We start from the raw sequence: 14,265 nt of genomic DNA, 5'->3' as shown, positions 1-14,265 counted from the left end.
CTACGCTGGATCGCATGGTGAACTCCGCGCAGGGCCTGCGCGCCGGCGCGACGCCGTTGGCCGTGCGCATGCGCCCGACGAGCCTCGACGAGGTCGCCGGGCAGCGTCATCTGCTCTCTCCCGGTTCGCCGCTGGTGGCGCTCGCGGGCGACCGCACCGGCGAGTCCGGCTCGGTGTCGGTGATCCTCTGGGGTCCGCCCGGCACGGGCAAGACGACGCTCGCGCAGGCGATCGCCCGCTCATCGGGCCGCAAGTTCGTCGAACTGTCGGCGGTGACCGCGGGCGTTCGCGATGTGCGGCAGGTCATGGACGAGGCGCGCGCGAGCCGCGACCTCTACGGCGTCTCGACCGTGCTCTTCCTCGACGAGATCCACCGGTTCACCAAAGCGCAGCAGGACGCGCTGCTGCCCGGCGTCGAGAACGGCTGGGTGATCCTCGTGGCCGCGACGACCGAGAACCCGTCGTTCTCGGTCATCTCGCCCCTGCTGTCGCGATCGCTGCTGCTCACGCTCGAACTCCTCTCCGACGACGACCTCGGCGTGCTCGTCGATCGTGCCGTCGCCGACCCCAGGGGGTTGGCGGGCGGGGTCGACCTCGAGCCCGACGCCCGCGCGGCGATCGTCCGCCTCGCGTCCGGCGACGCCCGTCGTGCGCTCACGGCGCTCGAGGCCGCCTCCGTCGCCGCGGCGGGCGTCGCCGCCGAGGCGGCCGCATCCGATCGGGCGGAGCAGGTCGGCGACGGCGCGGCCGGTGGCTACGAGGCCGACGACGATGCGACCGACGCTGCGGCCGACGACCGCGCGGCCAACGATCGCGCTCCGAGTTCCGGGGCCGCGCCCGACGCGGAGGCGCCCGCGGAGGCCGCCTCCGCGCCTCGCGCAGTCATCACCGCCGAACTCGTGGCGCGTGCCGTCGACCGGGCGCTGCTCCGGTACGACCGCAACGGCGACGAGCACTACGACGTCATCAGCGCGTTCATCAAGTCGGTGCGGGGCAGCGACGTCGACGCCGCACTGCACTATCTCGCGCGCATGATCGAGGCCGGCGAAGACGCCCGATTCATCGCCCGGCGCATCATCGTGCTCGCCTCCGAAGACATCGGGCTCGCCGACCCGACCGCGCTCGGGGTCGCCGTCGCTGCCGCCGACGCGGTGCAGTTCATCGGCATGCCCGAGGGCCGCATCCCGCTCGCCCAGGCCGTCGTGCACCTCGCGACCGCCCCCAAGTCGAACGCCGCGTACCTCGGCATCGACAAGGCCATCGCCGACGTGCGGGCCGGCAAGGCGGGCCGGGTGCCGAAGCATCTGCGCGATGCGCACTACCCCGGGGCCAAGCGGCTCGGTCACGGCAAGGGCTACCTCTACCCGCACGACGACCCGATCGGCGTCGTCGGCCAGGAGTACCTGCCCGACGAGCTCCGCGGTGCGGTGTACTACGAGCCGACGGAGCACGGAAACGAGCGCGAGGTCTCGGCCCGGCTGGCGAAGCTGCGGCGCATCGTGCGCGGGGGAGCGAAGGGCCGCTGACGGCGCAGCTCGGTCAAGGGCCTCCGTCGTGTTATGATGGTCGCTGGCCTGAAGCCTGATCCTCGAGCGCGGCTGCGAGGGGATCACCGGCGAACGGGTGCGATCTGTAGCCGATCCACCCTTGGCGAATCCCTCTGACACAGATTCCGGCGCACGTTCGCGCCGTGATTCCACTTGAGATTCTTCCGAAAGGACATTCGTGTCGAACCAGTCACGTAGCAAGACCCGCCTCTCCCGCGCCCTCGGTGTCGCCCTGACCCCGAAGGCCGCGCGCTACATGGAGAAGCGCCCCTATGCTCCCGGCGAGCACGGTCGCACCAAGCGCAAGCAGGACAGCGACTACGCCGTGCGTCTGCGCGAGAAGCAGCGTCTGCGCGCCCAGTACGGCATCCGCGAGAAGCAGCTGAAGATCGCCTACGTCGAGGCCAAGCGCACCTCCGGCCAGACCGGTGAAAACCTGGTCGAGCTGCTCGAGATGCGTCTCGACGCGCTCGTGCTGCGCGCCGGCTTCGCCCGCACCATCACGCAGGCCCGCCAGTTCGTGGTGCACCGCCACATCCTCGTCGACGGCCAGCTCGTCGACCGCCCGTCGTTCCGCGTGAAGCCGGGTCAGCTCATCCACGTCAAGTCGCGCTCCGAGGGCACCGAGCCGTTCCAGGTCGCCGCTGCCGGCGGTCACGTCGACGTGCTCCCCAAGACCCCGGGCTACCTCGAGGTCGAGCTCGACAAGCTCCAGGCGAAGCTCGTTCGTCGCCCGAAGCGCTCCGAGGTCCCCGTGACCTGCGAAGTGCAGCTCGTCGTCGAGTACTACGCCGCTCGCTGATCCAGCGTTCGTCGAGGCAGGGGTCGCGGAGTTCTCTCCGCGGCCCCTGCGTCGTCTCCACGGTGCCGCGGCCGCCCCGCGGCATCCGATGCCGCCACTAGACTGATGCGAAGACTCGGCGGCGCACGTCGGCGCCATGCGCACGTGCGGCCGGCCGGAACGACAACACGCTGAGGGAGCACTTCGTGAAGAGCATTCTGTGGTTCACGGCCGGGATCGTCGCCGGCTTCGTGGTCGCGCACCAGGTGAACCAGACCTCGCAGGGCCGTGAGTTCTTCTCGTCGGTCGACGCCAAGGCCAAGGCCTTCGGGCGCGCCGTGGCCGACGGGTACCACGAGCGCGAGGCCGAGCTCAAGGCCGCGGTCGACGACCTGGTCGACTGACCGGCACCCTCTCCACCACCCGCCGGAGCGAGCCTCCGGAAGCAGAACCAGAACGGAATCATGCAGACCGCAGACATCCGCCAGCGCTGGCTGGACTTCTTCGCACGCCGCGGCCACACGGTCGTGCCTTCGGCCTCGCTCGTGTCGGACGATCCGACCCTGCTCTTCACCGTCGCCGGCATGGTGCCGTTCGTGCCCTACCTCACCGGCATCGTCCCTGCGCCGTTCCCGCGCGCGACCAGCGTGCAGAAGTGCATCCGCACGAACGACATCGAAGAGGTCGGTAAGACGCCGCGCCACGGCACGTTCTTCCAGATGAACGGCAACTTCTCGTTCGGCGACTACTTCAAGGAAGGCGCGATCACCAACGCGTGGGAGCTCCTGACCACGTCCGAGGACGACGGCGGATACGGCTTCAAGCCCGAAGACCTCTGGGTGACCGTCTACGAAGACGACGACGAGGCGATCGAGCTCTGGAAGCGCATCGCCGGACTGCCCGAGGAGCGCATCCAGCGCCTCGGCAAGGACACGAACTACTGGCACACCGGCCAGCCCGGCCCCGCCGGCCCGTGCTCGGAGATCTTCTTCGACCGCGGTCCCGCGTACGGCATCGACGGCGGCCCCGCCACCGACGACGACCGCTACGTCGAGATCTGGAACCTCGTGTTCATGCAGTACCTCATCGACGACGTGAAGTCGAAGACCGACTTCCGCATCGTGAAGGAACTGCCCAAGAAGAACATCGACACCGGCATGGGCCTCGAGCGCGTCGCGTTCATCAAGCAGGGCGTCGAGAACATGTACGAGATCGACCAGGTTCGCCCGGTGCTCGACCGCGCCGCCGAGCTGTCGGGCCGCACCTACGGGGCGAACCACGACGACGACGTGCGGATGCGGGTCATCGCCGACCACGTGCGCTCGGCGCTCATGCTCATGAGCGACGGCGTCGCACCGTCGAACGAGGGCCGCGGCTACATCCTGCGCCGACTGCTGCGACGGAGCATCCGGGCGATGCGCCTGCTCGGCGTCGACGGACCGACCTTCCGCGAGCTCTTCGCGGCGTCGCGCGACGCGATGAAGGCCGCCTACCCCGAGGTGGAGCGAGACTACGCGCACATCGAACAGCTCGCGCTCGGCGAGGAGGCGATCTTCCTCCGCACGCTCGAGTCCGGAACGTCGATCCTCGACGCCGCGGTGGGCGAGACGAAGGCGGCCGGCAAGGCCGAACTCGCCGGCAACACCGCGTTCCTCCTGCACGACACCTACGGATTCCCGATCGAGCTGACCCTCGAGATGGCCGACGAGGCGGGCCTCGCGGTCGACCGCGCGGCCTTCGACGAGCTGATGACCGCGCAGCGCACGCGCGCCAAGGCCGATGCGAAGTCGAAGAAGAAGGTGCTCGCCGACCTCTCGGTGTACGCCGACTTCCGCGCCAAGGGCGAGACGGTGTTCACGGGGTACACCGACCTCATGACCGAGTCCAGCGTGCTCGGCATCCTCGTCGACGGGCAGCCCGCCGCTGCGGCGATCGCCGGCCAGACCGCCGAGGTGATCCTCGCCGAGACCTCGCTCTACGCCGAGTCCGGCGGTCAGGCGCCCGACCAGGGGCGCATCGTCGGCGACGGGTTCGAACTCGAGGTGCTCGACGTGCAGAAGCCGGTCAAGGGCCTCATCAGCCACACCGTCAAGGTGCTCTCGGGCGAGGTCGGCGTCGGCGTGCCCGCGACGAGCGTCGTCGACGAGCAGTACCGCCGCGGGGCGACGCAGGCGCACTCGGGAACGCACCTCGTGCACGCTGCGCTTCGCGAGGTGCTCGGCCCGAACGCCCACCAGTCGGGCTCGTTCAACAAGGCCGGGTACCTCCGCCTCGACTACGGGTGGAACCAGGCCCTCTCTGCCGAGACCCGCACCGAGATCGAGGAGATCTCGAACAACGCGGTGCGCGACAACCTCGAGGTGGTCACGCGCGAGCTCCCGCTCGACGAGGCCAAGGCGCTCGGGGCCATGGCGCTCTTCGGCGAGAAGTACGGCGATGTCGTGCGCGTGGTCGACATCGGCGGCCCCTGGTCGCGCGAGCTCTGCGCCGGCACGCACGTGCGGTCGAGCGCCGAGATCGGCATGATCAACATCATCGGCGAGTCGTCGGTGGGCGCCTCGAACCGACGCGTGGAGTCCCTCGTCGGCCTCGACGCCTTCCGCCGGTTCGCCGCGGAGCGTGCGCTCGTCTCCGAGCTGAGCACGAACCTGAAGACCCGCCCCGACCAGCTCGTCGAGCGCATCGGCGACCTCGTCTCCAACCTCAAGGCCGCCGAGAAGCGCATCGCCCAGTTCGAGGCGAAGGCGCTCACCGACCGGGTTCCCGCCCTCGCGGCGAACGCGGTGCGCACGGGCGAGGTGCTCCTCGTGGCCGAGACGGTCGGATCGCTCGGCTCGGGCGACGAACTGCGCTCGCTCGCGACCGCCGTTCGGGGCAAGCTCGGCGACGCGGCATCCGTCGTCGCCCTGACCGCCGAGGTCGGCGGCAGGCCCGTCGCGATCGTCGCGACGTCTCCCGCAGCGCGCGACGCCGGGGCGAACGCCGGCGCACTCGCGAAGACGATGGCCGGCGTGCTCGGCGGCGGAGGCGGCGGCAAGCCCGACCTCGCCCAGGGCGGCGGCAGCGACCTCTCGGCGATCCCGGCGGCGCTCGACGCGGTGCGCCGGGCGTTCGCGGGCTAGCCGATGCGCTCCGGGGCACGGCTCGGCATCGACGTCGGTCGGGCGCGCATCGGCGTCGCACGGAGCGACACCGCCGGCATGCTCGCGGTGCCGATCGAGACGGTGCCCCGGGCGGCCGACGGCGACGCCGACATCCGGCGCGTGCTCGAGCTCGCCGAGGAGTACTCGGCGTTCGAGCTCGTCGTCGGACATCCGCTCTCGATGTCGGGCGCCTCGACGCCGTCGACCGACGACGCGGTCGCCTTCGCACGACGCCTCGTCGAGGCCGGCGCGACCGTGCGCCTTGTCGATGAGCGGCTGTCGACCGTGAGCGCCCAGCAGGCGCTCCGTGCGGCCGGACGATCGACTCGCACGCAACGTCCGGTCGTGGATCAGGTCGCGGCCGTTATCATTTTGCAACATGCACTCGACAGCGAACGCGCCTCGGGCAATCCGCCCGGGCGGCCGCTGACCCCCGACGAAGGGCCGTCCACCCTGTGACTCAGCTCCCCCCAGAGCGCCGAGACCCCGATTCCGAGCGTGCCGCATCCGACTGGCACGCCCTGCTCAACGGCGAGGCACCGAAGCCTCCGACCAGACCGGCCCGACCGGCCGCACCGGCCGGGCCCGGAGGTTCGCCCGCCGACGCCGCGCAGGCCGGTGGCGTGCCGAACGGTGCTGCCCCGACGGGCGGCGTGCCGACCGCGGCAGCGGGTGCCGCGGCGTCGAACGAGCCGGGTCGTCCGCTCACCCGCCGTGAACTGCGAGAGCGGGAGCAGGCCGCAGCCGCCTCCGGATCCGCCGACGCCGTGAGCGCAGCCGACGGGTTCGGGACTCCGGGGGTGCCGCTCACGCCGATCGCCGCCGAGGGTGCTGCCCCGGATGAGCGCCGGGTGGTCGACCCCATCACCGCGAGCCTCGCCGTGCGGGCATCGACCGGGCCGCAGCCGGCACCGCAGAACGGACAGCCTCTGCCCGGCGGCTCGCCGTCGGCGCCCGCCGAGCGGATGACGGGTCCGCAGCCGACGCAGCCAACCGATCCGTTCGTCGCCTCGCGCGTCGACCGACGTGCCGATGCGTTCGACGAGTACCACGAGCCGAAGAAGAAGCGCCGGGGGCCATGGGGATGCCTCATCGGCCTGCTCATCGTCGGCGCCCTCATCGCGGGCGCGGTGTTCTTCCTGCAGGGGCCGATCGCCGCGCTCGTGGCGCAGTTCACACCGGCGGAGGATTACGACGGGGCGGGCACCGGCGAGGTCGTGTTCATGATCCACGACGGCGACACGGGCTCGAGCATCGCCGAGAACCTCGCCGATCAAGACATCGTCGCCTCGTACGACGCGTTCTACGACCTCCTGCTCGAGCAGTCGCCCGAGCCCGAGTTCCACCCCGGCGCCTATCAGATGGCGAACCAGATGAGTGCGCAGGCCGCACTCGACGCGCTCACCGATCCCGCCAACAAGCTCGAGAACACCTTCGTGATCCCGGAGGGCACAGCCACCGTCGACGCACTGCCGACGATCGCCGAGGGCACGGGCGTGCCGCTCGAGGAACTCCAGGCCGCGGCCGCCGAGTCGCCCCAGTCGTACGGCCTTCCCGCCGAGGCGACGAACCTCGAGGGCTTCCTGTTTCCCGCCACTTACACGCTCGATCCCGGACTCGACGCGCACGCCGTGCTGCAGACCCTCGTCGATCGGCAGTTCCAGGCGCTCGACGAGGCCGGGGTCGCGCCCGCCGACCGATGGAAGACGATCGTGCTCGCGGCGCTCGTGCAGCGCGAGGCCGGACTCCGCGACGACTTCTACAAGGTCTCGCGGGTGTTCCAGAACCGCCTCGATCCGAACCAGTGGCCGAGCGGCCTGCTGCAGTCCGACGCCACCGTCGCCTACGGCACCGGCAACACCCACCTGGTCACGACGACCGACGAGGAGCGGGCCGACGCCGGCAACCCCTACAACACGTACGTGCACCCGGGTCTGCCCGTCGGACCGATCTCGAACCCGGGCGACCTGGCGATCGACGCGGCACTGCACCCGGCCGACGGACCGTGGCTGTTCTTCGTGACGTGGAACCTCGACACCGGGGAGACGATCTTCTCCGCGACGGTCGAGGAGCACGAGGCCGCGGTCGCGAAGTGGCTCGCGTGGATGGACGAGCACCCCGAGTACGGGTGAGGCGTCGATGACGACCATCAGACTGGCCGTGCTCGGCAAACCGATCGCGCACTCGAAGAGCCCGGGACTCCACCTCGCGGCGTACCGGCGTCTCGGCCTGCCTTGGGAGTACGAGCGCATCGAGGTCGACGGCGCCGAGGTCGGCGAGTTCGTGACCGGCCGTGACGCCTCGTGGCGCGGGCTCTCGCTCACCATGCCGCTGAAGTACGACGTCGTGCCCGTGCTCGACGAGGTCGACGTGATCGCACGGCTGACGGGAGCTGCGAACACCGTGCTCTTCGACGGCGGCCGCCGCCTGGGCTTCAACACCGACGTCGGCGGCATCGTGCGCTCGCTCGGCGAGGCCGGAGTCGAGCAGGCGCGCACGGCGATCGTCGTCGGCGGGGGAGCGACCGCGGCATCGGCCATCGTCGCGCTGGCCGAGCTCGGCGTCGCCACCGTGCGCCTGCTGCTCCGACGTCCCGAGGCCGGCACCGCGCTCGTCGAGCTGGGGCGTTCGGCCGGGGCCCGGGTCACGCCCGAGCACATCGGCGGCCTCGGCGATCGGCGCGAGGAGCCGGTCGACGTGGTCGTCAGCACGCTGCCGGGCGGCACGGACGCCGGCGTCGAGGCATCCGACTCCCTCGTCGCGAACGCGCTGCTGCTCGATGTCGCCTACGCGCCCTGGCCGACCCCGCTCGCGTCGCAGTGGCTGGCCGCGGGTGGCCGGGTCATCGACGGCCGCGGGATGCTGCTGCACCAGGCGCTCCTGCAGGTGCGCGTCTTCGTCGGCGGCGACCCGACAGTTCCGCTGCCCGACGAGCACGACGTGCTCGCCGTCATGCGCGAAACGCTCTGACGCGGCTGTGGAAGGATAGAACCCATGCTCCGTTGGCTCACTGCCGGAGAATCGCACGGCCCAGAGCTGGTCGCGATCCTCGAGGGTCTTCCCGCCGGTATCCCCGTTTCACTCGATGACCTCCGCGCCGATCTCGCGCGCCGCAAACTCGGCTACGGCCGTGGAGCGCGCATGAAGTTCGAACAGGACGAACTGGCGATCTCCGGCGGCGTGCGCCACGGGCTCAGCCTCGGCAGCCCGATCGCCGTGCGCGTGGGCAACACCGAATGGCCGAAGTGGCAGGAGGTGATGAGCCCCGAGCCCATCGACCCCGCACGTCTCGGCCGCGGCCGCGGTGCAGCGCTCACGCGCCCGCGACCCGGGCACGCCGACCTGGTGGGCATGCAGAAGTACGACTTCGACGAGGCGCGCCCGGTGCTCGAGCGGGCCAGCGCCCGCGAGACGGCCGCGCGGGTCGCGCTCGGCGCGATCGCCCGCAGCTTCCTCTCGGAGCTCGGCATCGAGCTCGTCGCCCACACCATCGCCATCGGGCCGGTGCGAGTGCCAGAGGGCCGCCCGCTGCCGCGCCCGTCCGACGTCGACGCGCTCGACGCCGACCCGCTGCGCTGCTTCGACGACGAGACGTCGGCGCTCATGGTCGCCGAGGTCGACTCGGCCCACAAGGACGGCGACACGCTCGGCGGCGTCGTCGAGGTGCTGGCGTACGGCGTGCCGCCGGGGCTCGGCTCGCACGTGCACTGGGACCGACGCCTCGACTCGCAGCTCGCGGCGGCGCTCATGGGCATCCAGGCCATCAAGGGCGTCGAGGTCGGCGACGGCTTCGAGACGACCCGCCGTCGCGGCTCGGCCGCGCACGACGAGCTGCACCTCAGCGACGGCCGCATCGTGCGCGCGAGCGATCGCGCCGGCGGCACCGAGGGCGGCATGTCGACCGGCACGGTGCTCCGCGTCCGGGCGGGCATGAAGCCCATCGCGACGGTGCCGCACGCGCTGCCCACGGTCGATGTCGCCACCGGCGAGGCCGCTGCCGCCCACCACCAGCGTTCCGACGTCTGCGCGGTGCCCGCCGCCGGCGTCGTCGCCGAGGCCATGGTCGCGCTCACGCTCGCGAACGCCGTGCTCGAGAAGTTCGGCGGCGACTCCGTCGGCGAGACCCGCCGCAACCTCGAGTCGTACCTCGCGGCCATCCCCGACGCGCTCCGCACGGAGATCGCGACGGCGGATGCCGCGTCCGCACGTGTCTGAGTCGGGCCCCACGCCCGGCGCGAGGCCTGCCGATGGGGGGCTTGAGCCCGCGGCATCCGTCGTGCTCCCGATCGTGCTCATCGGTCCGATGGGCGCCGGCAAGTCGCGCGTCGGCGCACGCCTCGCGTCGACGCTCGGCGTGCCGTTCGTCGACACCGACGCGCGCATCGAGGAGCGGTACGGCGAGATCGCCGCGATCTTCGCCCGCGACGGCGAGCCGGGCTTCCGGGCGGTCGAGCGTGAGATCGTCGCCGAGGCCCTGGCCGAGCAGGCCGTCGTCTCGCTCGGCGGGGGAGCGGTGCTCCACCCCGAGACGCGCACGCAACTGGCCGACACCGCGGTGGTGCTGCTGACGGTCACGGCCGAGGCGGTCGAGGCGCGCCTCGTCGGCGGCAACCGTCCGCTGCTCGCCGAGGGCGGACTCGACCGGTGGAAGGCGATCCTCGCCGAGCGCACGCCGGTCTACGCCGCGCTCGCAGACCTCGAGATCGACACGTCGCGGCGTTCCGTCGGACGTATCGTCGAACAGATCACCCACCGATTCGGAGGAGAACGATGACCGCAGGCGACCCGACCACGAGCATCCGGGTGGGCGGCGACGAGGGCTACGACGTCGTCGTCGGCAACGGCGTGCTCGCCAGCCTCGGCGATGCGCTCGGCCCGGCGGTGAAGAAGGTGCTCGTCGTGCACCCCGCGACCCTGGGCGCCCGCGCCGCAGCACTGCGCGAGTCGCTGTCCGACCGGTTCGAGGTGCTGCTCGCCGAGATCCCCGATGCCGAGGCCGGCAAGCGCATCGAGGTCGCGGCGTTCTGCTGGCAGGTGCTCGGCCAGGCCGACTTCACCCGCTCCGACGCCGTCGTGGGGCTGGGCGGCGGCGCCGTGACCGACCTCGCCGGGTTCGTCGCGGCCACCTGGCTACGCGGCGTGCGGGTCGTGCAGATCCCGACGACCGTGCTCGGCATGGTCGATGCGGCCGTCGGCGGCAAGACCGGCATCAACACGAACGAGGGCAAGAACCTGGTCGGGGCGTTCCACCCGCCCGCCGCCGTGCTCTGCGACCTCGACCTGCTCGACACGCTGCCGCGCAACGAGATCCTCGCGGGCTTCGCCGAGATCGTGAAGGCCGGGTTCATCAAGTACCCCGAGATCCTCGACGTCATCGAGGCCGACCCCGACGTCGCGACCGACCCGACGACGCCGCAGTTCCGCCGCGTGGTCGAGCTCGCGATCCAGATGAAGGCCGACGTCGTCTCGGAGGACCTCACCGAGCAGGGACTCCGCGAGATCCTGAACTACGGGCACACCCTCGGACACGCGGTCGAGCACGCCGAGCGCTACCAGTGGCGGCACGGTGCGGCCATCTCGGTCGGCATGGCGTTCGCCGCCGAGCTCGGGCGGCTCTCGGGCCGGCTCTCCGACGAGGTCGCCGACCGGCACCGCAGCATCCTCGAACTGCTCGGGCTCCCGACGAGCTACCCGGCGGGTCGCTGGCCGACGCTGCTCGCGACCATGCAGCGCGACAAGAAGTCGCGCGGCGGGCAGCTCCGCTTCATCGTGCTCGACGACCTCGCGAAGCCGACCGTCATGCAGGCGCCAGACCAGTCGCTGCTGTTCGCGGCCTACCAGGAGATCGGCTCGTGAGCGAGCGCAGGCTGCTGCTCGTCAACGGCCCGAACCTGAACCTGCTCGGCACGCGCGAGCCCGAGATCTACGGAACCGAGACGCTGGCCGACGTCGAGCGCATCGTCACGGATGCCGCGGCCGCACGCGGGTTCGAGGTGCGCGCCGTGCAGTCCAACCACGAGGGCGTGCTGCTCGACGCGATCCACGAGGCCCGGCTGGACTGCGCCGGCATCGTGATCAACCCCGGCGGCCTCACGCACACGTCGGTCGTGCTTCGCGACGCGCTCTCGGGCGTGGCGCTGCCGGTCGCCGAGGTGCACATCTCCGACGTGATGGCGCGCGAGTCGTTCCGCCACCACTCCTACGTGGCGGATGTCGCGGCCGTGCACGTCATCGGCGAGGGCGTCGGGGGCTACGCGACCGCGGTCGCCCGCCTCCTCGACGTGATCACCGGGCAGGCCGAGGGCTGACGTGCGCCGCCCGCCCGCGGCATCCGCTCGCATTGGCTCTCTCCGAGTCGAGCGACTACACTCGATCGACTGAAACTTTCTCAGGCCGACTCCGGCCGAGCCTCTTCGCAACTGAATGGATCGTATTTCGCATGGCAAGCACCGCTGACATCAAGAACGGCGTCGTCCTCTCGATCGACGGGCAGCTCTGGAGCGTCATCGAGTTCCAGCACGTCAAGCCGGGCAAGGGCGGTGCGTTCGTGCGCACCAAGCTGAAGAACGTCGTGTCGGGCAAGGTCGTCGACCGCACGTACAACGCGGGCGCCAAGATCGAGATCGAGAACGTCGACCGCCGCGACTTCACCTACCTGTACGCCGACGGCGACGGCTTCGTGTTCATGGACACCAGCGACTACGACCAGATCACCGTGCCGGGCACGGTCGTCGGCGACGCCAAGAACTTCATGCTCGAGAACCAGGCCGTCACCATCGCCCTGAACAACGGCAACCCGCTCTACGTCGACCTGCCCGCGTCGGTCGTGCTCGAGATCACCTACACCGAGCCCGGCCTGCAGGGCGACCGCTCGACCGGCGGCACCAAGCCCGCCACCGTCGAGACCGGCTACGAGATCCAGGTTCCGCTGTTCCTCGAGACCGGCACCAAGGTCAAGGTCGACACGCGCGACGGTTCCTACCTCGGGCGCGTGAACGACTAGTGAGCGCCCGTACGAAGGCGCGCAAGCGCGCCCTCGACCTGCTCTACTCCGCCGACATGCGGCAGGTGCCGGTCGAGCAGTTGCTCGTGACCGAGGCCGAGCGCGCTGCGGGCGAGCCCGAGCGGCAGGCCTCATGGCTCTACGCCCGCGAGATCGTCGACGGCGTCGTCGATCACCGCGACGAGATCGACGAACTCATCACGACGCACTCGCGCGGATGGACGCTCGAGCGCATGCCCGCAGTCGACCGTGCGCTGCTGCGCATCGGCGCGTGGGAGATCCTCTACAACGACTCGGTGCCCGACCCCGTGGCGATCTCCGAGGCCGTCGAGGCGGCCACGGTGCTCTCGACCGACGACTCGGCCGGCTTCGTCAACGGCCTGCTCGCGGCGATCTCGCACTCGAAGGGCTGACGCCCGACCCGACCAGCCCGACGGCCCGCGCGACGACCTCGCGCGGGCCGTCGTGCTGTGCGAGGGCGGCCGCGAGGCGACCGGCCGCGGCCCGGTAGCCCGGTTCGTCGCGCAGCCGCCTCCACGCCTCGAGCACCGCGGTGGCACGCGGCCGGCCCGTTCGGAGCGAGATGCCGGCTCCCGAGGCGTGCACGCGTGCCGCGACCTCGGGCTTGTCGAGGTCGCCGCCGGCGACGACGAGGGGGATGCCGCGCGCGAGCGCCGATAGCACGCCGCCCCACCCGCCGTTCGTGACGACGGCCGAGGCGCGGTCGAGCACCGGCCCGAAGGGCACGCGGTCCGCGATGCGGGCGTTCGGCGGCGCCGGGAACGGGAAGACGTCGACGCCCGTGCGGCCCGTGACCGCGATGATCTGCACCGTGGCGTCCGAGCGCCGCGAACGCCGGCTCGACGAGGTCGTGCGGGTCGGTGTTCTGCGTGCCCTGCGTGACGAGCACGAGCGGGCGCGGGTCGGCGAGCACCTCGGTCCACCACGCGGGCATGCCGGCGTCGGGGGAGCCCTCCAGGGCCAGCGCGCCGACGTAGTGCACGGTCTTGGGCAGGTCCGATCGCGGCCAGTCGAGTTCAGGGATGCCGGACACGCAGGTCAGCGCGGGCGAATAGGTCGACTGGTCGAACCCGAGCTCGCCGGCGGGCAGTCCGGCGAGCACGCGCTGCCTGCGGTAGGCGGCCGTCAGCGGCGCCACGAGCAGGCCGCTCGCACGCCTCAGGCCCGCATCCCTCGTGCGCCCGAGCGGCGATCGGCCCGGGCGCAGGCCGAGGCCGACGGGCGGCAGGTCGCGGCTCGCCATCGTGAGCGGGGTGACGGCGATCGTGCCCCACGGCGTGCCCGCGCGTTCGGCGGCGAAGCGCGCGCCGAGGCTCAGCTCGTCGCCGAGGATCACGTCCCACGGGCGATCGGACCAGGCGGTCGCGAGGTCGTCGGCCTGCCTGGCGGCGGTGCCGATGAAGAGGTCGCGCACATTCACGAGCATCTGCGCCGTGCCCTTGCGCCCGCGGAGGTTCGGGAAGGTCGCGGCCTGATCGTGCTCGTCGAAGTCGGGCGCCGAACGCCAGGCGACCACCTCGGCCCCGGTGCCCGCGAAGAGCGGCGCCTGGGCCGCCCCCGTGTAGACGCGCACCCGATGCCCCGCCTCCGTGAAGGCCGCGGCGACGGCCGCGATCGGCACGGCGTGGCCGTGGAAGGGCATCGCCTCGAGCACGACGTCGACCATGCGGCATCCTCTCTGCCGGTTCCGCGAACCGCGCGTGCCTCGACCGTATCGGCCCCTGATCAGGTGCGCATCCGTGAGCGCACGGACGCCGTGCTCATATGAGC

Annotated in this window: 15 protein-coding genes; 14 read left to right on the top strand and 1 reads right to left on the bottom strand. The window is 71.5% G+C overall.

Features of this window, described 5'->3' with window-relative positions:
- Positions 1 to 14: 14 nt before the first annotated feature.
- From ACFVS8_RS02795 to nusB, 13 genes are all read left to right on the top strand, one after another.
- Positions 15 to 1,526: a replication-associated recombination protein A gene (locus ACFVS8_RS02795; protein ID WP_387057349.1), complete on the top strand. Its 1,512-nt coding sequence runs from the start codon at positions 15 to 17 to the stop codon at positions 1,524 to 1,526.
- A 199-nt stretch (positions 1,527 to 1,725) separates the two neighbouring features.
- Positions 1,726 to 2,349, top strand: coding sequence for a 30S ribosomal protein S4 (rpsD, locus tag ACFVS8_RS02790; protein WP_387057347.1), 624 nt, complete (start codon positions 1,726 to 1,728; stop codon positions 2,347 to 2,349).
- Positions 2,350 to 2,534: 185 nt separating this feature from the next.
- The gene (locus tag ACFVS8_RS02785) at positions 2,535 to 2,732 is read left to right on the top strand and encodes a hypothetical protein (protein WP_387057345.1); all 198 of its coding nucleotides are present in this window, start codon (positions 2,535 to 2,537) and stop codon (positions 2,730 to 2,732) included.
- 60 nt (positions 2,733 to 2,792) lie between these two features.
- Positions 2,793 to 5,450, top strand: a complete 2,658-nt coding sequence (gene alaS, locus ACFVS8_RS02780; RefSeq protein WP_387057343.1) for an alanine--tRNA ligase — start codon at positions 2,793 to 2,795, stop codon at positions 5,448 to 5,450.
- A gap of 3 nt (positions 5,451 to 5,453) precedes the next feature.
- Positions 5,454 to 5,930: a Holliday junction resolvase RuvX gene (ruvX, locus tag ACFVS8_RS02775; protein WP_387057341.1), complete on the top strand. Its 477-nt coding sequence runs from the start codon at positions 5,454 to 5,456 to the stop codon at positions 5,928 to 5,930.
- Positions 5,927 to 7,603 (top strand): endolytic transglycosylase MltG, encoded by a 1,677-nt coding sequence (mltG, locus tag ACFVS8_RS02770; protein WP_387057339.1) that lies wholly within the window; start codon positions 5,927 to 5,929, stop codon positions 7,601 to 7,603. The genes ruvX and mltG overlap by 4 nt, the downstream gene beginning before the upstream one ends.
- 7 nt (positions 7,604 to 7,610) lie before the next feature.
- Positions 7,611 to 8,441 (top strand): shikimate dehydrogenase, encoded by an 831-nt coding sequence (locus ACFVS8_RS02765; protein ID WP_387057338.1) that lies wholly within the window; start codon positions 7,611 to 7,613, stop codon positions 8,439 to 8,441.
- Positions 8,442 to 8,465: 24 nt separating this feature from the next.
- A complete protein-coding gene (aroC, locus tag ACFVS8_RS02760; RefSeq protein ID WP_387057336.1) occupies positions 8,466 to 9,686 on the top strand; it encodes a chorismate synthase in 1,221 nt (406 codons plus the stop codon).
- Positions 9,679 to 10,245 (top strand): shikimate kinase, encoded by a 567-nt coding sequence (locus ACFVS8_RS02755; RefSeq protein WP_387057334.1) that lies wholly within the window; start codon positions 9,679 to 9,681, stop codon positions 10,243 to 10,245. The genes aroC and ACFVS8_RS02755 overlap by 8 nt, the downstream gene beginning before the upstream one ends.
- Positions 10,242 to 11,327 (top strand): 3-dehydroquinate synthase, encoded by a 1,086-nt coding sequence (aroB, locus tag ACFVS8_RS02750; protein ID WP_387057332.1) that lies wholly within the window; start codon positions 10,242 to 10,244, stop codon positions 11,325 to 11,327. The genes ACFVS8_RS02755 and aroB overlap by 4 nt, the downstream gene beginning before the upstream one ends.
- Positions 11,324 to 11,779: a type II 3-dehydroquinate dehydratase gene (aroQ, locus tag ACFVS8_RS02745; RefSeq protein ID WP_387057330.1), complete on the top strand. Its 456-nt coding sequence runs from the start codon at positions 11,324 to 11,326 to the stop codon at positions 11,777 to 11,779. Before aroB ends, aroQ begins: the two co-directional genes overlap by 4 nt.
- 131 nt (positions 11,780 to 11,910) lie before the next feature.
- Positions 11,911 to 12,474 (top strand): elongation factor P, encoded by a 564-nt coding sequence (gene efp / locus ACFVS8_RS02740; RefSeq protein WP_387057328.1) that lies wholly within the window; start codon positions 11,911 to 11,913, stop codon positions 12,472 to 12,474.
- Entirely contained in the window at positions 12,474 to 12,887 is a 414-nt protein-coding gene (gene nusB, locus ACFVS8_RS02735; RefSeq protein WP_387057326.1) for a transcription antitermination factor NusB, read from the top strand. The genes efp and nusB overlap by 1 nt, the downstream gene beginning before the upstream one ends.
- Here nusB and ACFVS8_RS02730 read toward each other — a convergent pair.
- A complete protein-coding gene (locus tag ACFVS8_RS02730; protein ID WP_387057324.1) occupies positions 12,847 to 13,305 on the bottom strand; it encodes a glycosyltransferase in 459 nt (152 codons plus the stop codon). The genes nusB and ACFVS8_RS02730 overlap by 41 nt on opposite strands.
- Here ACFVS8_RS02730 and ACFVS8_RS02725 point away from each other — a divergent pair.
- Entirely contained in the window at positions 13,286 to 14,263 is a 978-nt protein-coding gene (locus tag ACFVS8_RS02725; protein WP_387057322.1) for a hypothetical protein, read from the top strand. The genes ACFVS8_RS02730 and ACFVS8_RS02725 overlap by 20 nt on opposite strands.
- The last annotated feature ends 2 nt before the right edge of the window (positions 14,264 to 14,265 follow it).

The sequence above is a fragment of the Agromyces sp. NPDC058110 genome (assembly GCF_042884735.1).
GTDB lineage: Bacteria > Actinomycetota > Actinomycetes > Actinomycetales > Microbacteriaceae > Agromyces.
Note: the sequence above shows the minus strand (reverse complement) of the source record. Positions and strands in the feature narration are given on the sequence as shown.